Consider the following 26,117-nt stretch of genomic DNA (forward strand, 5'->3'; position numbering starts at 1 on the left):
CGACAGGTTATTGCCATGAACGAAACCGACGGCCGCCGCGCGCGTGGCGAACGCGCGCGCGCGCAAGTGCTGGAACACGCCACCGCCATCGCCTCCACGGACGGCCTCGAGGGCCTGACCATCGGTCGTGTGGCCGCCGACGCAGGCGTCGGCAAGGGCAACATCCAGGTGCTCTTTGGCGACAAGGAAGCCCTGCAGCTCGCCACGCTCGATGCCGGGGTGGGCCCTTACCTCGCCACCGTGGTGGAGCCGGCCATGGCGCTGGAAAGCCCGCTCGCCCGGCTGCGCGCGCTCACCGACGGCTGGTTCGACTACGTGGCCAGCGGCCAATCGCCCGGCGGCTGCTTCGTCTGCGCCGCCAGCTACGAATACCGGGCGCGCCCGGGCCCGATCCAGGATCGCGTACGCCGTCACCGCGAGGCGGTGCGCGCGCGTTTTCGCGACACCATCGCTGCCGGCCAGGCCGCTGGCGAACTGCGGGCCGATCTCGACGTCGACCAGCTCATCTTCGAGATCGAATCGTTCCGCTCGAATGCCAACGTGGCGTTTCTGATGGGCGACATGGCCGTGTTCGAGCGGGCGCGGCGCAGCACCCGGGCGAGCATCGACGCGGCGGTCGCGTAGGCGGACGGGCGCGCCTCGCTTGCTGTCGTCACGCTTGGAATCAGTTCAGGCCGATTCGGTACCGGTCCCAAAGCCATTAATATGTGACTTTCCGACGGCACGGCCCCCGCACCCCGGCGATTTTGCCCGGCGGTGGCCTCCGATTTGTGCTTAAACGTTACCTGCGGCGCCATGTTCCGGCACCTTCTGCCGGCCGCCGCAGCTGTCCCAACATCAGCCGAAGAGGACCCGCCAACATGAACTGGACCGCGATCCGACCGATCCGCGTGGTCGTGCTAGACGACCATGCCGTCGTCCGTCACGGCACGGTTGCGCGTCTGACGCAGGAAGCGGACATCGAGATCACCGGCGTGTTCGAATCGGGCCGCGATCTGGTGCAGGCGCTCAAGCGCGGCGCCGCCGAGGCCGACGTCCTGCTGATGGACTACGCGCTCGGGCCGACCGAGATCGACGGCCTGAACCTGATCCGCCTGATCCGCGTGCGGTATCCGGATGTGAAGATCCTCGTCGCCTCGGCGCATCACAACAAGGCGACCGTCGGCATGGCGATGCATGCGGGCGCGCGCGGGTTTGTCGGCAAGGAAGAGGAACTGTCGGAACTGGTGGCGGCCATCCGCACCGTGGCGACGGGCGGCAAGCGGCTGAACGCCGCGCTGGCCGCCGAGATGGAAGGCGACGCGCTGGCCGACGCGCCCGCGGCGTCCGTCAAGACAGGCGACAAGCTGTCGCCGCTGGTCGACCGTCCTGAGCTGAGTCCGCGCGAGAGCGAAGTGCTGCGCTGTTGCCTTGCCGGCATGTCGGTGACGGACATTGCCGAGAAGTTCGCGCGCAGCATCAAGACGATCAGCTCGCAGAAGCAGTCGGCCTACCGCAAGCTGGGCATCCAGAACGACACCGAGCTCTTCAAGATCAAGCACGAGGTCCAAGGCCAGTGAGCGCACCGCCCGTGCGGGCCTGCGCAGCCTGGCGCAGGCGCTGACCGGCGCCGGCATCGCTGTCGCGCGCCGCGCGGTGCACGCGGGCGTGCCGATCGGCCGACCGGCCCCGCGGCGTCCCGCTCAAGCGTTGTGGAGCACCCGCAGCAGCAGGTTCTCCAGCTGCTTCACCTCGGCCTGCGAGAAGCCCCGCAGCAGGTGATTGAGCACGTCGATGATCAAGGGCTGGATTTCGGGGTACAGCGCGCGGCCCTGCTCGGTGAGCGAGACCACGACCGAACGCCGATCGGCGTCGCTCGGGGCGCGCTTGACGATGTTTTTCTTCTCGAGCCGGTCGATGAGCCGGGTCATCGCGCCTGGATCGTAGTGCAGCAGCCGTGACAGCTCGGCCGGGGTGCTGGCCAGGTCTTCGGCCAGGTAGACGACCACGGTCCACTGCGCCGCCGTCAGGTCCAGCGATGCGAGGGCACTGTCGATATGCGTGACCAGCGCATGCCGGACCCGATGCACGAGTCGGCCCACGTTGTTTTCCCGGTCCATGCTGTCAAGCTGGTAGGCGCCACCGGTGGCGCCACCTGCGGCAGCCTCAGGTGTCTGTACGTCGATGTTCATGGTGGTGCTCCCCGTTCTGCCGGTGATCCGGCTTGTAAGGCTTGCCGTCCGTGCCCTGCCTGTCTGCGCGTTCGCGCGGGCGTGCTTCGTTGCACACTAATCGTCGCTTGCCCAGGCCGTCAAGCCGGGATCGACACCAACGCTCATCATCAAATCTGGTTGGATACCGCTGCAAAACGATTGCGGCTGCCCGGGGGTGGGGTGGTTCGTATCATGCTTGAAACGTCGCGGCTGCGCGTGGGTTGTCCGAAGTGGCGCGGCGTGCCTGTCCTCGTCCATCTTCCTGTTTTCAACGCCATGAACCTCCACCTTCAGAACAAGCTCGCTCTCGTATCCGGGTCCACCAAGGGCATCGGTCATGCCATCGCTGTAGCACTCGCGTCAGAGGGCGCCCGCGTGATCGTCAACGGGCGCACCGAGGCCTCCGTCGCCGATGCCATTGCACGCCTGCAGGCCGAGGTGCCCGGCGCGCAGGTCGAGGCGTTTGCCGGCGATCTGTCCAACCCGCTGCAGGCCGACGCGCTGGTGGGGCGCTTTCCGAAGGTCGACATCCTCGTCAACAACCTCGGCATCTTCGATCCGAAGCCGTTCGAAGAGATCGACGACGCCGAATGGCTGCGCTTCTTCAACGTCAACGTGATGAGCGGCGTGCGGCTGTCGCGCGCATACCTGCCCGCCATGCGTGCGCAGGATTGGGGCCGCATCGTCTTCATCAGCAGCGAAAGCGGCGTGCAGATTCCGGCCGAGATGGTCCATTACGGCGTGACCAAGACCGCGCTGCTGGGCCTCTCACGCGGACTGGCCGAGCTGTGCGCCGGCACCAACGTCACGGTGAATGCCGTGCTGCCGGGGCCCACGCGTTCCGAAGGCGTGGACGAATTCGTCGGGAAGCTCTCGGGCGGGCAGAGCTTCGAGGCGTTCGAGAAGACGTTCTTCGAGACCGCGCGGCCGACCTCGCTCATCAAGCGCTTTGCGACGACGCAGGAAGTCGCCAACCTCGTGGCCTATGTGGCAAGCCCGTTGTCCTCGGCGACCACGGGCGCTGCGCTGCGCGTCGATGGCGGCGTGGTCAAGTCGGCGTTCTAGGCACCGCGTCGGGCTGCATGCCGGGCCGCAAATGTTGCAATCGGCCGCGCGACCGCCACAATGCATCTTCGAGCAGCTTTTGAGGGTCCGGATGGAGCGCAGACACGCGGTGAAGGGTGATTGGCAGGGTTGGGAGGGTTGGCAACGGCATTGCGTGGCGTGGCTCGCAACAGCCGCGTTGGGCATGTTGGGGGCGAGCGCATGCGCGCAGCCGGTGGCTTCAGCTTCCGAACCCGCCCCGCATATCGCGGTGTACTACGGCCGCGATGTGCCCGTGCCGGAATTGCAGGCGTTCGACTGGGTGGTGTTGGACCCGGCCAGCGCGGGTGACTTCAACCCCAAGCAGCCGTCGCCCACGCAATGGCTTGCGCGGGTCGACCTCCTGCCGCTGGCCGACGCAATGCGCGCCGCCGGCGCCCCGGACAGCGTTGTCGACACCGTCTTTGCGCCGCTGCTCGCGCAGGGCTACCACGGCTTCCTGCTGGATGGGCTCGACCGCCTCCAACGCTCCGCACCCGACGCCGGGCAAGCCGTGGCGGCGCTCGCGCAAGCGCTGCACCGGCGTGCACCGCACGCGAGGCTGCTGGCCGGGGGCACTGCGTGGCTGGATCAGATTGCGCCACAACTGGCGGGCGTGGTGACGCCAGGCCTGGTGCGTGAGCGTGCCGATGGCAGCGACGCGCTGCGCGATGTGGCGCCCGATGCGCGCGCCGCCCGCATTGCAACGCTGCGCAGCATCGCCGAGCAGTACCACCTGCCTGCGCTCGCGCTCGACTACTGCCCGAGCTATTCGCGCACCTGCCTGCGCGAGACCGCCAACGTTGCCCGCGCGGCCGGCGTGTCGAGCTATGCCACCACGCCGGGAGCAGACGCGGTCGGCATCGGCCGGCTCGAAGTGATGCCGCGTCGCGTGCTACTGGTCGAGCCGCAAGCGCCGGACACGAGCGCCAACACGCAGCCTTCGGTGCTGTATCTGGCCATGCCGCTGAACTATCTCGGCTACCGCGTCGAAGTGGCGGACGCCAACAAGCCCCTGCCGACCCTGACGCCGGACCGCTACGCGGGCGTCGTCACGTGGTTCGATACCAATGCCCCGCGCCCCGGCGCCTGGGCCGCCTGGCTCAAGCGGACCATCGGCGCCGGCATCCGGGTGGCGATGTTCAACCGCTTCGGCATGACGCTGGATGCCGCCATGGCCCAGACGCTCGGCCTGAAGACGGTGCCCGGTGCGCCGGCCGAAGCGATCTCGGTGGTGTCCCGCGACCCGATGGTCGGTTTCGAGCTGCAGCCGCACCCCGACCGGCGCCTGGCCGTGGGCGTGCAGGTCGACCCGGAGGTGCCGGGCATGCAATCGCTGCTGCGCCTGTCGGCCGGCAGCTATGTCTACGATGGGGCGGCCATCACGCCATGGGGCGGTTATGTGCTGCAGCCGTTCGGCGTCTTCCGCATGCCCGACGTGGATCAGGCGCGATGGGTGATCCAGCCGCTCGATTTCCTGCGGCGTGCGCTCGCGCTGCCCGCCATGCCCGTGCCCGACACCACCACCGAGAACGGCCGCCGCCTGATGACCGTGCATATCGACGGCGACGGGTTTGCCTCGCGCACCGAGTTTCCGCCGGGCGAGTTTTCGGGCCAGGCGCTGCTGCGCGAGATCCTGGCGCGCTACAAGGTGCCGACCACCGTGTCGGTCATCGAAGGGGAGGTGGCGGCCGACGGCATCTATCCGAAGCTCACGCCGCAGCTCGAGCCCATCGCACGCAGCCTCTTTGCGCAGCCGTATGTCGAGCTGGCCAGCCACACGTTCTCGCATCCGTTCAACTGGCTGCGCGTGGCGAATCCGCTCGAGCCGGGCGCCACCGCCACGGCCTCGGGCGCGGATGTCTTCACGCTCAACATCCCAAACTACCGGTTCGACCTGGACCGCGAGATTGCCGGCTCCATCAGCTACATCAACCGCCGTCTGGCGCCGGCGGACAAACGCGTCAAGGTGCTGCTCTGGAGCGGAAACGGGCAGGTGCCGCCCATCGCCGTGCAAAAGGCCAACGAGGCCGGCGTGCTGAACATGAACGGCGGCGACACCTACATCACGCGCTCCAACCCGAGCTGGACGGCGGTGGCGCCACTGGGTGTGGACAAGGGCAACGGCCTGTTCCAGGTGTTCGCGCCGCAGCAGAACGAGAACGTCTACACCAACCTCTGGCACGGCCCGTACTACGGCTTTGCGCGCGCCATCGAGACGTACGAGCTGACCGACACGCCCTACCGATTCAAGCCGATCGGCATTTACTACCACATGTATTCAGGCACCAAGCTCGCCTCGCTGAATGCATTGCGCCAGGTGTACGACTGGGCGCTCGGGCAGCCGGTCATGCCGGTCTACGCGTCGGACTACATCCGCAAGGTGCTGGATTTCCGCGCGTTTTCCATCGCGCGGGACGGCGACGCCTGGGTCGTGCGCGGAGTGGGCGACCTGCGTACCGTGCGCTGGACCGGTACCGGCACGCCGCGTCTGTCCGACGCACGCGACGTGGCAGGCTATCGGCCTGGCCCGGGCGGCACGTATATCCACCTGGCCAGCGGTTCGGCGCGGTTCACGATCAGCGGCGCACCGGAGGCGCTGCCCTACGTGCGCGAGGCCAACGGCCGCCTGTCCAACTGGCAACGCGCGGCCGATGGCCGCTCGGTGGCGGTCGACGTGGCCGGTTATACGCGCCCGTTCATCCGCTTTGCCAACGCCGGGGGCTGCCGCGCGAGCGTGGACGGGCGGGACGCCGGCAGCGCGCCCGGCCCCGACTGGCGGATCGATCTCGGCCCGGGCCATGCCGCCGCGCCGAAACCCCAGCACGTGGAGCTGCACTGCGGCGGTTGACGGTGCGCAGCCGTCGCCGATGACCGCCCTCGGGTAGCAAAGCTCAACAAAGCGCAAAGAAAACGTTTGCGCTCAAGCTTTTCCTCGTTGATCCGTTGTTAACCCGACTGACGATCCCGAGGAAAAACAACATGCGAGCGTCTGCGCCCCTGTCTGCGTCTTCACAACCCGCCGCGAGCCTCGGCACCCGGCTGGCCCTCATCGGCCTGGCCGCGCTGGTGCTGGTCTTCGGCTTGTTCGCGTTTGCGATTTCGCAATCGAGCCTGCGTACGCTGGAGGCCAATGCGCAGTCGGCCATGCACGACCAGGAAGCCGCCATGCGCGACATGATCGGCCTGTTCGACGGCACCATGCGCACGGAAGCCGACCGCTTCCTGACGGCGTTCGCCGATGCCGCGCCCGGCCCGTACAGCGTCGATCCTGCCCAGACCGTGGAGATCGCCGGCAAGCCCACGCCCACGTTCAGGAGCGGCGACACGGTGCTGAACCTGAACTTCTCGGTGCCGGACAAGTTCTTCGCACGCACGGGGGGCACGATCGCCACCGTCTTTGCGCGCACGGGCGACGATTTCGTCCGCGTGACCACCTCGCTGAAAAAGGAAAACGGGGAGCGCGCCATCGGTACACTGCTCGACCGGGCACACCCGAGCTACAAGGCGCTGATGGCCGGCGAGCCGTTCCGCGGCCTGGCGTGGCTGTTTGGCGTGCCTTACATGAGCAAGTACGAGCCGGTGCGCGACGCCTCGGGCAAGGTCATCGGCGCGCTGTACGTGGGTGTGGACGTGCGCTCGGAACTGGCGCTGCTCAAGGACAAGATCCGCGCGCACGGGATCGGCAAGACGGGCGGCTACTTCGTCATCGACGGCAAGCCCGGCGCCGACCAGGGCAAGGTGCTCATCGACCGCAACCAGGCCCGCGAAGGCAAGAACCTGATCGACGTGAAGGACGCCGCCGGCCTGGCCTGGGTGCGCGAGATGATCGAGCGCAAGGAAGGCACGCTGCGCCATACGCTGCCCGATACCGAAGGCGGGCCCGCGCGCGAGCGCTTCACCGTCTTCACGCAGTATCCGGACTGGAAGCTGGTGATCGCCGGCACGGCGTATGTGGACGAGCTTGAAGCCGACCTCATCTCGGCGCGCAACCGGTTCCTGCTGCTCGGGCTGGCGCTGGGCGCGCTCCTCGCTGGCGGCCTCTACTGGATGTTGCGCCGCGCGGTAAGCGCGCCGCTGGCCGAAGTGGTGAACGTGGCCCAGCGCGTGGCCGCCGGCGACCTCACACACCGCCTGCCCACCGCGCGCCGCGACGAAATCGGCCAATTGATGCGCGCCATCAACGGCGTGGGCGATGGCCTGACGGGCATCGTCGACAAGGTGCGCGCGAGCGCCTCCACCATCGCCTCGAGCACCGGCCAGATCGCCGCTGGCAATGCGGATCTCTCCGCCCGCACCGAAGCCCAGGCCGGCAACCTCGAGCGCACGGCCTCCAGCATCGAAGAACTGGCCGCCACCGTACGCCAGAACGCCGACAGCGCCCAGCATGCCCACGACATGGTGCAAGCCGCCAGCGAAGCGGCGCGCATGGGCGGGCAGACGGTGGAGCGGCTGGTCGGCACCATGTCGGGCATTCACGCCACAGCGCAGAAGATTGCCGACATCACCGGCATCATCGACGGCATTGCCTTCCAGACCAACATCCTGGCGCTCAACGCCGCGGTCGAAGCGGCCCGCGCAGGCGAGCAGGGCCGCGGCTTCGCGGTGGTGGCTGGCGAAGTGCGCAGCCTCGCGCAGCGCAGCGCGGCCGCCGCCAAGGAGATCAAGGCGCTCATCAACCGCTCGGTCGAGGAAGTGCAATCGGGTAACGAGGCTGCCCGCGGCGCCGGCGAAGCGATGCAGGACATCGTCACGCGCGTCGAGCGCATTACCGGCCTGATGGGCGAGATCAGCCATGCCTCGCGCGAGCAGTCTCAGGGCATTGAAGAGGTCAACCGCGCCGTGACGTCGATGGACGAGGTGACGCAGCAGAACGCAGCGCTGGTGGAGGAGGCCGCCGCCGCCGCGGAAAGCCTGCGCCAGCAGGCGCAGGAGCTGCGCGGCGCGGTGGACGTGTTCCGCCTTGCCTGAAGCATAGGGTGGCGGCGTCTGTCACGTTGCGTTGCAATTAGCGAGAATCAGGCGCCCGATCGATGCAAACCTGTACGTGGCGGAACTGCAGCGCGGCAGGGGCGCTCGCAGCACGATATCCGCCGCTGTTTTTTGCAACAGAACGTGGCGGAAAGACGAACCCGCAAGCGCGCCACCGTTCATGTCCACCGCAGATTCCTCTTTCCATTCCGTCGTTGCCATCGACGATCACCCCATCGTCCTGGAATCCATTCACGCACTGCTGGCCGGCTCGCCGCACCTGCGTCTCGTAGCCACTGCGGCGGATGGCGCCGAGGGTCTGCAGCTGATCCGGTCGGCGCGCCCCAAGCTCGCCATCGTCGACATCAACCTGCCGAGCCTCGACGGGCTTGAGCTCGTGCGGCGCGTGCGCGCCCAGCGGCACGACATCGGCCTGGTCGTCACGTCCGCTGACACGACGGGCCACGAGGCGCGGCTCGCGTTCCTCGCCGGGGCCAACGCCTATGTGCCGAAATCCGAAGCGACCTCCGTGCTGACCGCAGCGCTGCAGCTGGCCGCGCGCGGGTACCTGTCGTTCCCCCGTTCGGCCATCGGCGCGTCCGAAGGCTCGGGCCTCGATACGCTCACCAAACGCGAAATGCGCGTGAACCAGCTCCTAGCCGAGGGGTATCGGAACACGGAAATCGCCAGGCGCCTGGGCATCTCCCCGAAGACGGTGTCCACCTTCAAGCACCGGATTTCCCGCAAGATCGGACTGCCTGAGTGAGTGCTCCCAACGCTCAGCGCAGGCAAAAAAAAAGAGGCCGCGGGTCGGCGGCCTCTTAAGGTCGATATGAAGCTGTGAAACTGTCATTCAAGCTTCGGCCGGAATCATAATCGAGAATTGCCGGCCCATTAGACTTTATTTTTCATCGTTTTTTTGATTACATTGCGCATATTCTGGATTACAGATCGTAAGGCATTGGATTTCACGCGTACAAGCGTGCCTTACGGTTTGGCTTCAGACAATGTAAGGTATTGATTTCAAAGAAAAAAATTTGCGTATTAATTTCGGTTTCGTATTTACCACAGCGTGATCGCTTTCAGTATCGCCCCCATTCCTTCGGCATACATAATTGCCACCCATCGCAATTCCCCGCGATAGTGTTTTTCAAGGAAAACGATATGAAGATCAAGCTGTTTGCGGCCGCTGCTGCCGCTCTGGTTTCCGCCGGCGCGTTCGCTCAATCGAGCGTGACGATGTACGGTGTGGTTGATGCCGGCGTTGAGTGGGTGAACAAGGCGCCGGGTAATGGCGGTTCTCGCGGTGCCGTGCAGTCGGGCGGCTTGTCCGGTTCGCGCTGGGGCCTGCGCGGCGCTGAAGACCTGGGCGGCGGCCTGAAGGGCATCTTCAACCTGGAAAGCGGTTTCAACCTGGACGACGGCAGGATGGGCCAGGGCGATCGCCTGTTCGGTCGTAACGCCTACGTCGGGCTGGAAGGCCAGTGGGGCCGACTGACCCTGGGGCGCCAGCAGACCCTGCTGTATGACTTCGGCCTGCAGTACGACCCGATGGCCGTTTCGCGCTATTCGCTGGCTTCGCAGGATGTCGCCATGGCGGGCCGCGCAGACAACGCGGTGAAATACGTCGGTACGTTCGCTGGCGTGACCGCGTCGGCGCTGTACTCGACGCGCAACGACGGCCAGGAGATCGCCGGCGCCAGCAAGCTGGGCCGCGAGTGGAGCCTGGGGCTGAATTACGCGATCGGCCCGTTCTCCGTGGGCGCCGTGTATGACCAGATGCGCGGGAACACGGACGTGCCGGCCGCCTACGGCATCGTCTCCGACCTCAAGGTGCAACGCGCGACGATCGGCGGTACCTACGTGTACGGCCCGGCCAAGCTGTTTGCGGGTTATCGCTGGCTCAACACGACGCACCCGCTGGCGTCCGAATCGGTGCTGCGTTCGAACCTGTACTGGCTGGGCGCCGGCTATCAGGCCACTCCGGCCCTGACGCTGACGGGTACGGCCTACTACCAGAACTTCAAGACCACCGGTGCAGGCAACCCGTGGCTGTTTGTCCTGAGCGGCGACTATGCGCTGTCCAAGCGCACCGACGCTTACCTGAATCTCGCCTACGCCAAGAACAGCAGCAATGCAGCCTTGCCGCTGGGCGTGGCCGGCCTGGGCGACGTCTTCACCAGCACGGACGGCAGCAGCAACAACCAGATGGGCGCCATGGTTGGTATACGCCACAAGTTCTGAGTGCGCTTGATCGGCTTGAAAAAAAAACCCGGGCACTGCCCGGGTTTTTTCTTTGGCGTCCGAATTGCCGATCAGTGCAGCATGACGCGCCGCACCAGCGCAACCAGCGGCGGCCGGATCGAGCGCTCGAACCCCGGGCGCAGGCGCAGCGGCTTGAGCAGCATCTTGGCCGCCATGTCGATCGGCAGATGCGAGCGTACCAGCGCGCTCACGCGCGAATTCAGGGCCCGCACATCGGCTTCGGGCACGTCTTCCTGGCCGCGTTCGATGCGCAGCACATTGCGCAGGGCGATCATCGAGTCTTCGTTCTTGATCTCACGCAGGCGCGAGGCGAGCGCCTTCAGTACGCGCGTGCGGCCGACGCCTTCGTATGCGTTGCATTCGTTGAAGAAGCGGAAGAAGTGCTTGTAATGCCGGACCTCGTCGGCGGAGATGCGGCTGGCCAGGTCGCGCAGCACGGGCTCGTCGGCATCGGCGGCGGCCTGGGCGATGGCGCGGTAGAACGTGGCGGTGCCGGTCTCGACCACGCAGCGCGCAACCATCTCCAGTGCCTGCGTGGGCTCGAAGTGGTCGACCGAGCAGGTGACCGAGTATTCCTCGAAGAAGCGCGCGTAGCCCCGCTCCCAGTCGAATTCGGGCCAGACCGTTTCGACGTAGCGGCGCAGCGCACGGCCGTGCTGGAGCTCTTCGCGCTCCCAATGGGAGATCAGCCAGTGCGCTGTTTCCGGGCGGTCGGCGTAGTACTGGGCGAGGTTGCCGGCGTAGAGATCGGAGCCGCTCTCGATGAACGAGGCACTGGCGACGAGGTAGAACAGCGTGCGGTTTTCCCGCACGCGTGCGACGTCGATGCTGTCGTAGGCGATCTCCTGGATCGTCCAGGGCAGCTGTCCACTCGCGGATTCGGTTTGTAGATGAACCTGTGACACGGCGCGTCCTCCGTTGGCGTGGCCGCAAAAAGCGGGCCGCCTCTAACGTGAGAATGAGACATCACGTACCAGGTTTCAAGACAGATTGGCTCGCGTAAAGGTTCCTGACAGCAATCTTCTGCGCGTCAAGTGGCGTCGAAGTTACGGCGATTGCGCCACGTCGCGACCGGGAAGCACCGTACGCGCGGGGCGACGCTGGGCCCGCCGCAGGCCATAGCTGAATGCCGCGAGTGCGACCAGCGCGGCTGCCACCATCGCCCACTCCACGGCGGCATAGCCTCCGGTGGCCTTCCACAGCAGCGCGCCGAGCCACGGCGCGCCGGCCTGTGCGAGCAGCACGGGCGTCATCATCAGCCCATTGAGCGTGGCGTACTGGTTGCGCGAGACCAGCTCCGGCATGGCGATCGCGCGGACCATGGTGTTGATGCCGTTGGCCGCGCCGTAGACGAGGGCGAAGCCGATCAGCAGCGGCCCGGTGGAGACGGCCAGCAGCACGAGGGCGAGGGCCATGGCGGCATACGTCCAGGGTGCGATGCGCACCGGCCGCGTGGAGTGCAGCCGCATCATGGCGAGGCGCCCGAGCACCTGCGCCGGGCCGATGAGGGCAGCGATCAGCAACTGGCGGCTGGTTGGCACGCCTTTCTCGGTCAGCAGCGGAATCAGGTGGGCCCCCAGTACGGTGGCGACCAGGCTCGTGGCCACGAACGCCAGGACCACCGCCCAGAACACCGGCATGTGCAGTGCCATGCGCCACGCCGAGACATGGATCGGCGTGGTCGGATCCAGTGTCGTCGCGGCGTGGGCCGCCGGCCGCACGCGAAGCCGCGCGTGGATCGGCAGGCAGACCGCCACATGCGCCAGCGCAAACAGCTGCAGCGTGTGCCGCCAACCGATGGAGTTCACGCCCCACTGCGCAAGCGGGATGCAGATCGTGCTGGAGAACCCCGCAATCAGCGTGAGGCCGATGATCGGGCGCTGATACGCATCGCCGAACGCCTGCCGCAGCACGACGAAGGCGGGGTCGTACAGCGTCGTGGCCATCGCGACCCCCATGGGCAGCCAGAGCAGCAGGAAGGCGGCCTCGCTGCCCACGAGCGACCACGCCAGCAGGCTTGCCGCCGCCAGCACCGTGCCGACGCCCATGACGCGCCGCGCCGGCCATCGGTCCAGCATGCGCCCGACCCAGAACGAGCACAACGCCCACACCAGCAACCCCAGCGAGAAGCCGCCCGCCAGGAACGGCCGCGCCCAGCCGAGCGCGTCGTGCATCGGCGCCAGAAACACGGTGAACGTGAAATACAGCGTGCCCCACGAGACCGTTTGTGCGAGGCCGAGCAGCACGACAAGGCGCCGGCCTTCAGCCGAGGCCGGCGAGAGCATGGGGGTCATGGAGAAGACGCGTTGGCGCCGGACGAACGCCCGGCGTACGCGCATTCTAGCGACGCTGCTCCGATCGCGCGTGCCCCGTCGGCGGGGCATGCTCAGGCGTTGCCGCCGAACAGCCTGCGCAGTGCCGCCGTATCGACGAGCTCGACCGTCCGGTAGTGGCACCGCACCCATCCGGCACGCTGCCATGCCTGCAGGTACTTCGAGATCGTCTGCCGCGAGCGTGCCAGCATGCGCCCCAGTTCTTCGTTGCTGGCGGCTACGGTGCAGCCGTCGCCCGCCCGGGCGAGCTGCAGCAGGCGCTGGGCCAGGCGCGCATCGGCCGGCATCTCGCTGGCGCGCTCGAACTCGTCGAAGATCAGGCGGATGCGCTGGCAGAGCTGCTGCATCAGCGCCCACATGGCGGCCGGGTAGACGGATACCACCCGCGCAAATGCCGCGCTGCCGAGCAGGATCAGCGTGGTCGACCCCTGGGCGTGCGCGCTGTGGGTGCGGCCGCCGCCGTCGATGAGGGCGATCTCGCCAAACCATTCGCCGGCGCGCAGCACGCCGTAGACGAGTTCGCTGCCGCCGCCGGTCGTGCGGCTGATGCGCACGCGGCCGCGCACGATCAGGAACATGCCCTGCGCCGGCCCGCCGTGCGGGTGGATGCATTCGCCGTCGGGGTAGGTGACGAGCCGGGTGGTGGGGGCGATCTCGGCCAGCAGTTCGGCCGGCGCATCGCGCAGCCAGCCCTGGGCCAGTTGGGCGGGCGTCGGCGCCGGAGCGGTATGGGAGACGTCTGCAGGCATGGCGGCATGGTGCAGCGATGGGCGACCGGCCCATTGTCAAGCGCTTGACAGTCTGCGTGCAAGCGCCGGGCACAGAATGGCCCTTCAGCCGCGCAAACGCCGTCCATACGACGCGGCACCGACGCGACCATTCCGGCGACGAAGGAGACACCCCAATGACCGATCCCCAACACACCGCCGCGCGCGCGACGTTCTCCCATATGGAGCACGGCACGCGCGAGGACTGGGCCGCCATCTCGGCCGAGTTCATGCCCTATGCCCGCGCGCTGCCCGATCGCGTGCTCGCGCACCTGAAGCTGCTCGACGGGGATTGCGGCGGCTTCCCCATCGACCGTCTCGCGCATTCCCTGCAAACCGCCACGCTCGCCCACCGCGACGGGCGCGACGAGGAATACGTCGTGTGCGCGCTGTTGCACGACATTGGCGACACGCTGGGCAGCTTCAACCATCCGGACATCGCCGCGGCCATCCTCAAGCCGTTCGTGAGTCCGGAAAACCTGTGGATGGTCGAGAAGCACGGCATCTTCCAGGGCTACTACTTCTTCCACCATCTCGGGCTCGACCGCAACCTGCGCGAGCAGTACCGCAACCAGCCCGAGCTGTTCGAGCGCACCGCCGAGTTCTGCGCCAAATACGACGCCGCCGCCTTCATGCCGGATTACGACAACCTGCCGCTGTCGTTCTTCGAGCCGATGGTGCGGCGCGTGCTCGCCAAGCCACGCAACTCCATCTACGTGAAGGAAGGCGAGAGCGAACTGTCGCAGCCGAAAGCCGCGGCAGCGTGACGTGCCGGCCTAGCCCTTCACCACATTGACGGGCGAGCCTGCCGCCCACGCCGCCACGTTGGCGAGTGTGGTGTCGGCAATGCCCGCCAGCGCTTCGCGCGTAAAGAACGCCTGATGCGCGGTCACGATGACGTTGGGAAAGCTCAGCAGCCGCGCCAGCACGTCGTCCTGCAGCACGTCGGCGGAGCGGTCTTCGAAGAACAGATCGGCCTCTTCTTCGTAGACGTCGAGCCCAAGGTGGCCGAGCTGGCCGCTCTTGAGCGCGTCGATCAGGGCGGGGCTGTCCACCAGCCCGCCGCGGCTCGTGTTGATGAGCATGGCGCCCGGCTTCATGCTGGCGAGCGCGCTGGCGTCGATGAGGTGGTGTGTGCCGGCGTTGAGCGGGCAATGCAGGCTGACGATATCGGCCTGCGCCAGCAATTCCGGCAGCGGCACGTAGCGCACGTCCAGCGCCGTCAGCGCCGCTTGCGGAAACGGATCGAATGCCAGCACGTGACAGCCGAAACCCGCCATGATGCGCGCGAACACCTGGCCGATCTGCCCCGTGCCGACGACGCCGACAGTCTTGCCGGCCAGGTCGAACCCCAGCAATCCGTCCAGCGAGAAATCGCCTTCGCGCGTGCGATTGCAGGCGCGGTGCAGCCGCCGGTTCAGCGTGAGGATCATGCCGACCGCATGTTCGGCCACCGCGTGCGGCGAATACGCCGGCACGCGTACCACGGTCAGCCCCAGCCGCTGCGCGGCCGCCAGGTCGACATGGTTGAAGCCCGCCGAGCGCAACGCGATCAGCCGCGTGCCGCCCGCCGCCAGCGCCTCGAGCACTTCCGCATCGAGGCAATCATTCACGAACGGGCATACCACTTCAAAGCCGGCCGCGAGGGATGCCGTCTGCGCGTCGAGGTGCGCGCGCTGGAAAACGAAGTCGAAGCCGTGGCCGCCACGCGCGAGTGAGGCGCGGAAGCTGTCTTCGTCGTAACGGTGGCTGCTGAAAAAGAGAATGCGCATGGCGGTGGGGCAAGCGGACGTGATGCCTGCAGCTTACTCGCACCGCCGGGTGCCGGCGCTCAGAGCGTCAGGACGATGCGGCCATCCACCTTGCCGGCCTTGAGATCGGCGAACACCTGGTTGATGTTGTCGAGCTTGTCGCGGTGAATGTGGGCCCGTACCAACCCCTCGGCGGCAAACTGCAGCGACTCCTGCAAGTCGCGCCGCGTGCCCACAATCGAGCCCCGCACGGTGATGCCGTTGAGCACCGTGGAGAAGATCGGCAGCGGAAAATCGCCCGGCGGCAGCCCGTTGAGCGAGATCGTCCCGCCGCGGCGCACCATGCCCAACGCTTGAGCAAAGGCGCTGCGTGACACCGCCGTCACCAGCACGCCGTGCACACCGCCGATCTCTTTCTGGATCACGGCCGCCGGGTCTTGCTGCGAGGCATCGACGGCGAGCTTGGCCCCCAGCTCGCGTGCCAGCGCCAGCTTGTCGGACGCGACGTCGACGGCCACCACGTGCAGGCCCATCGCCATCGCGTATTGCACCGCCACGTGCCCCAGGCCGCCAATGCCGGAAATGGCGATCCACTGGCCGGGGCGCGTATCCGTCATGCGGATGCCTTTGCAGACCGTCACGCCCGCGCAGAGGATCGGTGCGATCTCTTCGAAGCTGACCTGCGCGGGCAGGTGGCCGACGTAGTTCGGGTCGGCCAGTACGTATTCGGCATAGCCGCCGTTGACGGAGTAGCCGGTGTTCTGCTGCTCGTGGCAGAGGGTTTCCCAGCCACTCAGGCAGTGCTCGCAGTGGCCGCAGGCGGTGTAGAGCCAGGGCACACCCACGCGGTCGCCTTCCTTGACGGCGGTTACGCCTTCGCCCACGGCTGCCACATAACCCACGCCTTCGTGCCCGGGGATGAACGGCAGGCTGGGCTTGACGGGCCAGTCGCCCTCGGCGGCGTGCAAGTCTGTATGGCAGACGCCCGAGGCCGCGATCTTGACAAGAATCTGCCCGCGCCCAGGTGTGGGAACCGGCACTTCCTCAATGCGCAAGGGTTCACCAAACGCATGGACTACCGCGGCTTTCATCGACTGGGCCATGAGACATCTCCGGGTTGGGGGAGATACCAGTCTGGTCGACGCCTGCCCGATGCGGATTGATGTGAGTCAACCGCCAAGGAGGGCGAGCGGGATGGGCAACACTGTTAACATGCCGGCATCTTCAGTGTTTTCCAGCGAGCCGCTGCCTTGCCCGTCACTCCCACCTTCCTCTGGCACGACTACGAAACGTTCGGCGCCGTGCCGCGCCGTGATCGCCCCGCGCAGTTTGCCGGCATCCGCACCGATGCCGAGCTGAACGAGATCGGCGAGCCGGTCGAACTGTTCTGCCAGCCGTCCAACGACTGGCTGCCCGATCCGGTGTCGTGCCTCATCACCGGCATCACGCCGCAGCAATGCGCCCGGCAAGGCATTCCGGAATACCGTTTCGCCCAGGCCATCGAGCGCGAACTCGGCACGCCCGGCACCATCGGCGTCGGCTACAACACCATCCGTTTCGACGATGAGGTGACGCGCCACCTGTTCTGGCGCAACCTGATCGACCCGTACGCGCGCGAGTGGCAGAACGAGTGCGGACGCTGGGATCTGCTCGATGTGGTCCGCACGACCTGGGCCCTGCGCCCGGAAGGCATTCAATGGCCGACGCACGAAGACGGCCGGCCGAGTTTCAAGCTGGAGCATCTGTCCAAGGCCAACGGCCTGGTGCACGAGGCGGCGCACGATGCGGTGTCCGACGTGCGCGCGACGATTGCGCTGGCGCGCCTGATTCGCAATGCGCAGCCGCGCCTGTTCGATTTCTGCCTGGCGCTGCGCAAGAAAGACCGCGTGGTGGCCGAGATTGGCGATGCGCCGCGGCCGTTGCTGCACATCTCCGGCATGTATGGCGTGGAGCGCGGCTGCATGGCGGTGGTGTGGCCGCTGGGTGGGCATCCGACCAACAAGAACGAACTGATCGTCTGGGATCTGGCGTTCGACCCGTCCGAGCTGTTCCACATGGATGTGGCGACGATCCGCGAGCGCATGTTCACGCGCACGGCCGATCTGGCCGAAGGCACCACGCGACTGCCGATCAAGTCGATTCACATCAACAAGTCGCCCATCGTCATCAGCAACATGAAGACGCTGCAGCCCGCGCAGGCAGAACGCTGGGGCATCGACTTCGCCACGATCGAACGCCACGCCGCCATCGCCCAAGGCGCGCCCGACATGCGCGAAACCTGGCGTCAGGTGTACGCCCGCGAACTGGAGCCGATCGAAGACGTCGACCAGAACCTCTACGGCGGATTCGTCGGCAACGACGACCGCCGCCTGCTCAACGAGCTGCGCACGCTCAGCGGCGAACAGCTCGCGCGCTTGCACGCGGAGTTTGCGGACGCGCGCCTGCCTGAGCTGCTGTTCCATTACCGCGCACGCAACTTCCCCGACACGCTGAACGAAGAGGAATACGAGCAGTGGGAGCAGTTGCGCGCCGAGCGGCTGTTCGAAGGCCGTGACGGCTACATGACCTTCGAAATGTTCGGCGAGCGGCTTCAACAGTTGGGCGCGGAAGCGGCAGAGAACGGCGACACGCGTGCGCAGGGCATCCTGCAGGATCTGTACGACTACGCGCAGCAGATCGTGCCGGGCTGACGAAGCCGACGCATCAAGAAAAACGGAGGCCGAAGCCTCCGTTTTTTTTTCATGGCGTTGCCGAACGCTTAGCGCCGATCAGGCCGCCTGCTGTGCCGCCGCCGGATCGCGCCACTGGGCCAGCAGCTTGTTCCAGCGGATGCGCGCCGCAGCCAGGTTGGCCTCCTTCACATGGCCGAAGCCGCGGATGTCCTCCGGCAGGCGAGCCAGTTCCACGGCTTGGGCCAGCTTTTGCGCCGTCAGGCCCTGCACCAGTTCATCGACCAGCGCGCGGTATTCGCCGATCAGCGCGCGCTCGGTGCGGCGTTCTTCGGTCTTGCCGAAGATGTCGAGCGCCGTGCCGCGCAGGCCCTTGAGCTTGGCGAGCAGCTTGAAGATGCGCATCGTGTTCGGGCCAAAGCGTTGCTTGACCAGGTGGCCCTTCTCGTCACGCTTGGCCGTCATGGGCGGCGCGAGCCAGAAGTTGAGCTGGTAGTCGCGGCCGGGTTCGCCTTCGAACTGCGCGCGCAGCTTGTCGAGGAAGGCCGGATCGGTGTACAGACGGGCGACTTCGTATTCGTCCTTGTACGCCATCAGCTTCGACAGGTTGCGCACCACCGCTTCCGTGAGCGCCAGCGGCTGGCCGGCCCCCACCACGGCGGCCTCTGCTGCACGCACGCGCTCGACCACCGCGCGGAATTCAGCGGCATACGCGGCGTTCTGGTATGCGGTCAGCAGATCGACGCGGCGGGCGATCAGCGTGTCGAGCGAGGGCAGGGCGATGACGTCGGCCTTGGCACGCGGTGCGTCGCCTGCCAGCTTGAGCACCGCCTCGCGGTCTTGCGCCAGGTGGCGGCCCCATTCGAACGCGGTCTTGTTCTTCTCGACGGCGACGCCGTTGAGCTCGATCGCGCGGATGAGCGCGTCGTGCGTCAGCGGAACCCAGCCCTTCTGCCATGCAAAGCCCAGCACCAGCGGGTTGGTGAAGATGGCATCGCCCAGCAGGCGCACGGCCAGCGTGTTGGCGTCTTCAAATGCGCAGGCATCGCCGACGGCCGCGCGGATGTCCGCCTCGGCCGAGCTGCCCGGGAAGCGCCAGTTCGGGTTCTTGATGAAGTCGGCCGTGGGCGATGCGGTGCTGTTGATGATGGCGCGCGTCCGGCCGTGCTGCACCTTCGACAGCACTTCGTCCGACGCCGACACAATCGCGTCGCAGCCGATCACGAGGTCCGCCTCGCCCATGGCGATGCGCGTGGCGTGGATCGAATCGGGGCGCTCGCCGATCTGCACATGCGAGAGCACCGCGCCGCCTTTCTGCGCCAGGCCCGCCATGTCGAGCACGGTCACGCCCTTGCCTTCGATGTGCGCGGCCATGCCGAGCAGGCCGCCGATCGTCACCACGCCTGTGCCGCCGACGCCGGTTACCAGCACGCCATACGCGCGGTGGATGGCCGGCAGCTCAGGATGCGGCAGCAGCGGCAGGCCGTCCATCGACACGCCGTGCGACTCCGGCTTGCGCACCTGCGCGCCTTCTGCCGTCACGAAGCTCGGGCAGAAGCCGTTCACGCACGAAAAGTCCTTGTTGCACGACGACTGGTTGATCTTGCGCTTCGTGCCCAGCTCCGTTTCCAGCGGCTCGACCGACAGGCAGTTCGACTTGACCGAGCAATCGCCGCAGCCTTCGCACACGGCGTCGTTGATGAACGCCCGGCGTGCCGGATCGGCCATCGTGCCGCGCTTGCGGCGACGGCGCTTCTCGGTCGCGCAGGTCTGGTCGTAGATCAGCACGCTGGTGCCCGGCACCTCGCGCAGCTCGCGCTGGATGGCATCGAGGCGATCGCGGTGATGCACCGTTACGCCTTCCGGGAGCTTGATGGCGGCGTTGTACTTCTCCGGCTCGTCCGTGACGATGACGATGCGCGACGTGCCTTCGGCGTAGACCTGCGCGGCGATCTGCGGGACGGAAAGCGGGCCGTCGACCGGCTGCCCGCCCGTCATGGCCACGGCGTCGTTGTAGAGGATCTTGTAGGTGATGTTCACCTTGGCTGCAATCGACGCGCGGATCGCCAGGAGGCCCGAGTGGTAGTACGTGCCGTCGCCGAGGTTGGCGAACACGTGCTGGTCGCCCGAGAACGGCATCTGGCCGATCCACGCCACGCCTTCGCCGCCCATCTGGCTGAAGGTGTCGGTGCGGCGGTCCATCCACACGGTCATGTAGTGGCAGCCGATGCCGGCCAGCGCGCGCGAGCCTTCCGGCACGTTGGTCGACGTGTTGTGCGGGCAGCCCGAGCAGAACCACGGCTTGCGCTCGGCGGTGATGCGCGGCTTGGCGAGCGCCTTCTCCTTGGCGTCGATGATGGCGATGCGCGCGGCAATGCGGGCGCGCACGTCCGAGGGCAGCTCGAACTTCTCCAGGCGCGTGGCGATGGCGCGCGCGATGAGTGCCGGCGACAGTTCGTAATGCGCGGGCAGCAGCCAGTTGGCCATCGGCACCGACCATTCGCCGCCCGCGTTGTCGCGCTCGTCAAACTTGCCGTACACGCGCGGACGCACGTCGTCGCGGTAGTTGTACAACTCTTCCTTGAGTTGGTATTCGAGGATCTGGCGCTTCTCTTCCACCACCAGGATTTCCTGCAGGCCTTCGGCAAAGGCGCGAGCGCCCTGGGCCTCGAGCGGCCACACGCAGCCGACCTTGTACAGGCGGATGCCGATGCGGCGGCAGGTGTCCTCATCGAGGCCGAGATCGACCAGCGCCTGGCGCACGTCCAGGTACGCCTTGCCGGCGGTCATGATGCCGAAGCGGGCCTGCGGCGAATCGAGCACCACGCGGTCGAGCTTGTTGGCGCGCACGTAGGCGAGGCCGGCGTACCACTTGTAGTCGAGCAGCCGGGCTTCCTGCACCAGCGGCGGATCGGGCCAGCGGATGTTCAGGCCGCCCTGGGGCATGACGAAGTCTTCGGGCAGGAGGATCTGCGCACGGTGCGGATCCACATCCACCGAGGCGGACGATTCCACCACATCCGTCACGCACTTCATGGCCACCCACAGGCCGGAGTACCGGCTCATCGCCCAGCCGTGCAGGCCGTAGTCGAGGTACTCCTGCACGTTCGACGGATACAGCACCGGAATGCCGGCCGCCTTGAAGACGTGCTCGGACTGGTGCGCCAGCGTGGACGACTTGGCGGCGTGGTCGTCGCCTGCCAGCACCAGCACGCCGCCATGCGCGGACGAGCCGGCCGAGTTGGCATGCTTGAACACGTCGATCGTCCGGTCGACGCCCGGCCCCTTGCCGTACCACATGCCGAACACGCCGCTGAACTTGGCATTCGGATACAGATTCACCTGCTGCGAGCCCCAGACCGCCGTCGCGGCCAGGTCTTCGTTGAGCCCCGCCTGGAAGACGATGTTGTGCGCGGCCAGATGCTTCTTGGCCTTCCACAAGGCCTGGTCCAGCGCACCCAGCGGCGAGCCGCGGTAGCCGGAGATGAAGCCCGCCGTGTTCAGCCCAGCGGCGCGGTCGCGCTCCTGCTGCAGCATCGGCAGACGCACCAGTGCCTGCGTGCCGCTGATGTAAATGCGGCCACGCTCGAGCGTGTACTTGTCGTCCAGGGAAACGGTTTCGAGCGCGCGGCGTAGCGCGTCGTTCAGAGGGGCATTCATGCGTGCTCCGTGTGGGTGTGCCGGGATCACCAGCAGCAGGTCTCTTTTGATGCCGCCCCCGCCGTTTCTTGTGGAAACCGGAGGACAGCCGTGGGTCTGGGCATCGTAGCACTGCGTGACACGCGCAACACCGTGCAACGCAGCAAGAACGGGGGCGGGTTTTCCCGAGGTTGCGGCGTTTTCGGCACAGAAGTGGCGCATTGGACGGGGCAGCCACGCCGATGTTGCAGCGCATGCAACGCCTGACGCGACAAGCGCCGTGCATGGCGAAGCGCGCCGACAAGCCGCGTCTGCCTGGACGAATGTGGTTGCCGCCGTTCTGCCGGATACCCCGGCCTTCAGCGCCTCATCGCCGCATCGGATCGGGCGGCGGCGACCTGTTCAATCACGTCGCGCATGCGCAGGACCAGGCCGTCCATCGCCGCGGCAGGCACATTGCCGTAGCCGAGCACCAGGCCGTTGTACTGCGGACTGAACGTGCCGGGCAGACAGAAGCGCGACAGCGGCCGCAGCACCATGCCGCGTTCGCGCGCGGCGCGGCTGACGTCGGTGTCGGCCACGGGCGCATCGAGCCGTGCGGACAGGTGCATGCCGCCCGCACCGCCCGACACCGTCACGATGCCTTGCAGATGGCGCTCGATGGCCGCCTGCAGCGCGTCGCGGCGCTCGCCGTACAAGCGGCGCATGCGCCGCAGGTGCCGCGTGAAATGCCCGGCCTCGATGAATTCAGCCAGCGCCAGCTGGTCGGCCACGCGCCCGCGCAGCATCAGCGCACCCGCCGTCTTCTGCAGCGCGGGCACGAGGGCTGGCGGCACCACCATGTAGCCGAGCCGAAGCGCTGGGAACAGCATCTTGCTGAACGTGCCGAGGTAGATGACGGGGGCATCGGCGGTGAGGCCCTGGACGGCGGACAGCGGTGCGCCCGTGTGGCGGAATTCGCTGTCGTAATCGTCTTCGATGATCCACGCGCCGGCCGCGCGGGCATGCTGGATGAGCGCAAGGCGCCGCTCCAGGCTCATCACGGCGCCCAGCGGGTACTGGTGCGACGGCGTGATGTAGATGAGCTTCGGGGGCGTGCGGCGCCAGTCGCCCTCGTGCGGGGCAAGGCCGTCGGCGTCCACACCGATCGGCACCAGCCGCAGATCGGCGGCCTGCAGGGCGGCACGTGCCCCGTAGTAGCCGGGGTTCTCGATCCAGGCGGTGTCGCCCGCATCGGCCAGCGTGCGTCCGCACAGGTCCAGGCTGTTCTGCGTGCCGTCGGTGATGAACACCTGCGCCGCGTCGCACCGCACGCCGCGCGAAACACGCAGGTATTCCGCCACCGCCTGCCGCAGCGCCACGTTGCCTTCCACCGGGCCGTAGCCCATCTGGCCAGGCCCGATACGACGCCAGCCGCGCTCGATGCAGCGCCGCCACTGCGCGAGCGGAAATTCATCGAGCGCCGGCGTGCCAGGCAGGAATGGCAGGGGGTCGTCCATGCCGCCGCGCGGGCGCTCGAGCTCGCGCACGCGGTTCGACAGCACGGGCGACATCTCGGTCGCCTGCACGGGCGGTTGCTGCAACCCCACGCGAGCGACCACCGTGCCCTGCCGCCGGGTCAGCACAAAGCCCTCCGCGGCCAATTGCTCGTAGGCATACAGCACCGAATTGCGGGCGATACCGAGTTCTTCGGCCAGCGTGCGCGAGGGCGCCAGGCGCGTGCCTTCTTCGATCTGCCCGCTCAGGATGGCCGCGCGCAGGCACGCATACAGGCGATGCTGCTGCGACATGCGGGCACCCTCGCCGTTGCCGCGCGCGGCTGTGCGCTCGTAGTTCGACAGCAGGACGCCGTAATCCATCGTGGCTCCAGGAATGTGCGTTCAGGTGGGTCTACGCATGGTGCCACGCTTTTTCTATCGTCGGCAGACCAATGCATGACCGACAGCCCTGCCATGACGAACGAAGCCACCGCACCGACCGCACGCACGCGCGTGCGCCGTGTCGCCCACCGCGGCCACTACGACCGCACCACCCTGCATGCCATCCTGGACGCGGCGTACGTCTGCCACATCGCGTTCGCGGACGAGCATGGCGTGCATTGCATCCCCACCGCCTGCTGGCGCGAGGGCGATCATCTTTACGTCCACGGCTCCAACGGCAGCCGCATGCTCAGGCTCGCCGCCGGCGGCGCGCAGGTGTGCGTGACGGTGACGCACCTGGACGGGCTGGTGCTGGCACGGTCCGCATTCAACCATTCGATGAACTACCGCTCGGCGGTGGTCTACGGCGCGTTCGAGGTGGTGCCTGACGAGCAGAAGCCTGCCGTGCTGAGTGCCTTCATGGAATTTCTTGCGCCGGGGCGCTCGCAGGAAGCGCGTGCCGGCAACGCCAAGGAGCTTGCGGCTACGACCGTGTTGCGTATCTCGCTGGACGAAGCGGCCTGCAAGGTGCGTACGGGCGGGCCGAAGGACGAGGTGGAGGATCTGGCGTTGCCCGTGTGGGCGGGGGTGTTGCCGATGGCGTTGGTGCCGTTGGCGCCGGTGGTGGAGGCTGCGCCTGTGGGGACGCCTGTGTATGTGCGGGAGTGGGGGAGGGAGTGAGGGGCGCGTTGGTTTTGTTGTTTGTGGTGCATCCCTTGTATCGTCCCCGGCAGGGGCCGACTTACTTTTCTTTGTCTTGCCAAAGAAAAGTCAGCAAAGAAAGGCGCGCCCGAGATGGCGACCCCCTCCTTGGATTTTTGTAACCGTGCGGAGACGGGAAAAACTCGCTTCGCTCAGACAGTTTCCCGTCTTTTTTCCGCCCGCTTACAAAAATCCAAGGCGCCATCTAGGGCAGGAACGTCAAAGGCCACACCGACGGTGTGCTGGCCTGGGCTGCACTGGTTTGCTGCTGTTGTTGCTCGCTTTGCTTCGCGTTGTGTTGTTGGTGCCTGCTGCACTCGTGGTCGATGGTTTGGCCTTTCCCTGCCCTATGCGGCGCCTTGAATTTGTGTTGCAAGGAGGAAAAAGGAAGGGAAACTGTTTGAGCGAAGCGAGTTTTTCCCTTCCCCTCCTTGCGACATAAATTCAAGGAGGGGGTCGCCGGATCGGGCGCGCCTTTCTTTGCTTACTTTCTTTGGCAAGACAAAGAAAGTGAGTCGCCCCCGGCAGGGGGAGAAACAAGGGATGCACCACAAGAACCCGCCCCCGCAGGGAGACACACCAAGAAATGCCCACCAAAAAAAAGTCAGTGCACCAATTGATTGATCTCGATGATGGGCATCAACACCGCCAGAACAATCAGCAGCACCACCACCCCCATCGTCAGGATCAGCGCGGGTTCCAGCAGCCCGGTCAGGAACAGGGTCCGGCGTTCCAGCTCCTGCGCTTCTCCCTGAGCGGCGCGCTCGAGCATGGCAGGCAGGTTGCCCGTCGCCTCGCCGGAGCGGATCAAATGCACCAGCACCGGCGGGAACTGGTTCTGTGCCGCCAACGCCCGCGCCAGCGATGTCCCCTCGCGCACGCGCGTCGACGCATCCTCCACGTTCGTCTTGAGGGCGACGTTGTTCAGCGTCTCGCCCGCCGCCTGCAGCCCACGGAGGATCGGCACGCCGGCGCTGGTCAGGATCGCGAGCGTGCTCGCAAACCGCGCCGTGTTGTACCCGCGGACGAGCTTGCCGAACAGCGGTGCCGTGAGCAGCCACCTGTGCCACGACAGCCGCAACGCCGGCTGCTGGAGCAGGTTGCGGACAAGCACGCCCACTGCCGCCAGCACGATCGCGGACAGCCACCCCCAGTTCCGCACGAAGTCCGACAGCCACAGCATGATGATCGTGAGCGTTGGCAGCTTCTGCTTGGTGTTGGCAAACACGCTCACCACCTGCGGCACCACGTACGACAGCAGGAAGATCACGATCGCAAACGCCACGACCGTCACGATGGCCGGATACGTAAACGCCAGCTTGATCTTGGACGTGAGCGCGTTGCGGCTCTCGATGTAGTCCGCCAGGCGCGAGAGCACGAGGCCGAGGTTGCCGGAGTGCTCCCCCGCGGAAACGAGCGCGCGGTAGATGTCCGGAAAATCCTTCGGATGCTGCGCCAGCGCCACCGACAGCGAACTGCCGCCCACCACCTCGGCGCGAATGGCGGCCAGCAATTCATGTACGTACGCACGCTCGGCTTGGTCGGCCAGTGCGGCCAGCGCTTCATCGAGCGGCAGTCCGGCGATCAGCAGGCTGGCAAGCTGGCGCGTGACGAGCGCGTTTTCCTGCGCAGACAGCCGCTTGCCGAAGCTGGACCCGCCGCGCTTGGTGGCCTGTGCGCCCAGCGCGTCCACCAGCAGCGGCGTCAGCCCGCGTGCACGCAGCAGCGTGCGCGCCTGGCGCGCGCTGTCGGCTTCGATGACGCCCTTGTCGGTCTTCCCGGTGGCGTCGGCGGCTTCGTAGCGGAAGGCTGGCATGCGCGACTCG

Annotated in this window: 19 protein-coding genes; 10 read left to right on the forward strand and 9 right to left on the reverse strand. The window is 66.9% G+C overall.

What is annotated here, in order from left to right; all coding sequences use genetic code 11:
• Window positions 1–15: 15 nt before the first annotated feature.
• On the forward strand, window positions 16–624 hold the full coding sequence (locus KHN96_RS18570; RefSeq protein ID WP_045785157.1) for a TetR/AcrR family transcriptional regulator: 609 nt from the start codon (window positions 16–18) through the stop codon (window positions 622–624).
• Window positions 625–860: 236 nt separating this feature from the next.
• On the forward strand, window positions 861–1,559 hold the full coding sequence (locus KHN96_RS18575) for a response regulator (RefSeq protein ID WP_045785156.1): 699 nt from the start codon (window positions 861–863) through the stop codon (window positions 1,557–1,559).
• A 123-nt stretch (window positions 1,560–1,682) separates the two neighbouring features.
• Here the strand turns inward: KHN96_RS18575 and KHN96_RS18580 are convergent, their stop codons facing one another.
• Entirely contained in the window at window positions 1,683–2,171 is a 489-nt protein-coding gene (locus tag KHN96_RS18580; RefSeq protein ID WP_045785155.1) for a MarR family winged helix-turn-helix transcriptional regulator, read from the reverse strand.
• 297 nt (window positions 2,172–2,468) lie between these two features.
• On the opposite strand from KHN96_RS18580, the gene KHN96_RS18585 reads away from it, so the two are divergent.
• The 5 genes from KHN96_RS18585 to KHN96_RS18605 all read left to right on the forward strand — a co-directional run bounded on the left by KHN96_RS18585 (window position 2,469) and on the right by KHN96_RS18605 (window position 10,490).
• Window positions 2,469–3,257 (forward strand): SDR family NAD(P)-dependent oxidoreductase, encoded by a 789-nt coding sequence (locus KHN96_RS18585; protein ID WP_045787687.1) that lies wholly within the window; start codon window positions 2,469–2,471, stop codon window positions 3,255–3,257.
• A gap of 184 nt (window positions 3,258–3,441) precedes the next feature.
• Window positions 3,442–6,126 carry a bifunctional glycoside hydrolase/polysaccharide deacetylase family protein gene (locus KHN96_RS18590; RefSeq protein ID WP_373994658.1) on the forward strand — a complete coding sequence of 895 codons (2,685 nt, stop codon included), beginning with the start codon at window positions 3,442–3,444 and terminating at the stop codon, window positions 6,124–6,126.
• A gap of 131 nt (window positions 6,127–6,257) precedes the next feature.
• Window positions 6,258–8,246 carry a methyl-accepting chemotaxis protein gene (locus tag KHN96_RS18595; RefSeq protein ID WP_045785153.1) on the forward strand — a complete coding sequence of 663 codons (1,989 nt, stop codon included), beginning with the start codon at window positions 6,258–6,260 and terminating at the stop codon, window positions 8,244–8,246.
• A gap of 181 nt (window positions 8,247–8,427) precedes the next feature.
• The gene (locus KHN96_RS18600; protein ID WP_062737717.1) at window positions 8,428–9,012 is read left to right on the forward strand and encodes a response regulator; all 585 of its coding nucleotides are present in this window, start codon (window positions 8,428–8,430) and stop codon (window positions 9,010–9,012) included.
• Between the two features lie 398 nt (window positions 9,013–9,410).
• Window positions 9,411–10,490, forward strand: a complete 1,080-nt coding sequence (locus tag KHN96_RS18605) for a porin (protein WP_062737718.1) — start codon at window positions 9,411–9,413, stop codon at window positions 10,488–10,490.
• A 71-nt stretch (window positions 10,491–10,561) separates the two neighbouring features.
• On the opposite strand, the gene KHN96_RS18610 is transcribed toward KHN96_RS18605, so the two are convergent.
• The 3 genes from KHN96_RS18610 to KHN96_RS18620 all read right to left on the reverse strand — a co-directional run bounded on the left by KHN96_RS18610 (window position 10,562) and on the right by KHN96_RS18620 (window position 13,593).
• Window positions 10,562–11,416, reverse strand: a complete 855-nt coding sequence (locus KHN96_RS18610; RefSeq protein WP_233902652.1) for a ferritin-like domain-containing protein — start codon at window positions 11,414–11,416, stop codon at window positions 10,562–10,564.
• A gap of 141 nt (window positions 11,417–11,557) precedes the next feature.
• Entirely contained in the window at window positions 11,558–12,805 is a 1,248-nt protein-coding gene (locus tag KHN96_RS18615) for an MFS transporter (RefSeq protein ID WP_062737752.1), read from the reverse strand.
• Between the two features lie 92 nt (window positions 12,806–12,897).
• On the reverse strand, window positions 12,898–13,593 hold the full coding sequence (locus KHN96_RS18620) for a Crp/Fnr family transcriptional regulator (protein WP_062737719.1): 696 nt from the start codon (window positions 13,591–13,593) through the stop codon (window positions 12,898–12,900).
• A 155-nt stretch (window positions 13,594–13,748) separates the two neighbouring features.
• On the opposite strand from KHN96_RS18620, the gene KHN96_RS18625 reads away from it, so the two are divergent.
• Complete coding sequence (locus KHN96_RS18625; protein WP_062737720.1) at window positions 13,749–14,378, forward strand: HD domain-containing protein; 630 nt, start codon at window positions 13,749–13,751, stop codon at window positions 14,376–14,378.
• Between the two features lie 9 nt (window positions 14,379–14,387).
• Here KHN96_RS18625 and KHN96_RS18630 read toward each other — a convergent pair whose 3' ends face one another.
• The gene (locus KHN96_RS18630; RefSeq protein ID WP_062737721.1) at window positions 14,388–15,383 is read right to left on the reverse strand and encodes a 2-hydroxyacid dehydrogenase; all 996 of its coding nucleotides are present in this window, start codon (window positions 15,381–15,383) and stop codon (window positions 14,388–14,390) included.
• Window positions 15,384–15,442: 59 nt separating this feature from the next.
• Window positions 15,443–16,465, reverse strand: coding sequence for an alcohol dehydrogenase AdhP (gene adhP, locus KHN96_RS18635; protein WP_062737722.1), 1,023 nt, complete (start codon window positions 16,463–16,465; stop codon window positions 15,443–15,445).
• A 147-nt stretch (window positions 16,466–16,612) separates the two neighbouring features.
• On the opposite strand from adhP, the gene sbcB reads away from it, so the two are divergent.
• Entirely contained in the window at window positions 16,613–18,052 is a 1,440-nt protein-coding gene (gene sbcB, locus KHN96_RS18640) for an exodeoxyribonuclease I (protein ID WP_045785146.1), read from the forward strand.
• A gap of 78 nt (window positions 18,053–18,130) precedes the next feature.
• Here sbcB and KHN96_RS18645 read toward each other — a convergent pair whose 3' ends face one another.
• Together KHN96_RS18645 and pdxR are read right to left on the reverse strand one after the other, a co-directional pair.
• A complete protein-coding gene (locus tag KHN96_RS18645) occupies window positions 18,131–21,691 on the reverse strand; it encodes an indolepyruvate ferredoxin oxidoreductase family protein (protein WP_115044129.1) in 3,561 nt (1,186 codons plus the stop codon).
• A gap of 338 nt (window positions 21,692–22,029) precedes the next feature.
• Window positions 22,030–23,529, reverse strand: a complete 1,500-nt coding sequence (gene pdxR, locus KHN96_RS18650) for a MocR-like pyridoxine biosynthesis transcription factor PdxR (protein ID WP_045785144.1) — start codon at window positions 23,527–23,529, stop codon at window positions 22,030–22,032.
• Window positions 23,530–23,604: 75 nt separating this feature from the next.
• Here pdxR and KHN96_RS18655 point away from each other — a divergent pair, with 75 nt between their 5' ends.
• Window positions 23,605–24,270, forward strand: coding sequence for a pyridoxamine 5'-phosphate oxidase family protein (locus tag KHN96_RS18655; RefSeq protein ID WP_373994657.1), 666 nt, complete (start codon window positions 23,605–23,607; stop codon window positions 24,268–24,270).
• Window positions 24,271–24,895: 625 nt separating this feature from the next.
• On the opposite strand, the gene gspF is transcribed toward KHN96_RS18655, so the two are convergent.
• Window positions 24,896–26,107: a type II secretion system inner membrane protein GspF gene (gspF, locus tag KHN96_RS18660; protein ID WP_045785143.1), complete on the reverse strand. Its 1,212-nt coding sequence runs from the start codon at window positions 26,105–26,107 to the stop codon at window positions 24,896–24,898.
• Window positions 26,108–26,117 lie beyond the last annotated feature (10 nt).

This window comes from Ralstonia mannitolilytica (genome assembly GCF_905397375.1).
GTDB classification, from domain to species: domain Bacteria; phylum Pseudomonadota; class Gammaproteobacteria; order Burkholderiales; family Burkholderiaceae; genus Ralstonia; species Ralstonia mannitolilytica.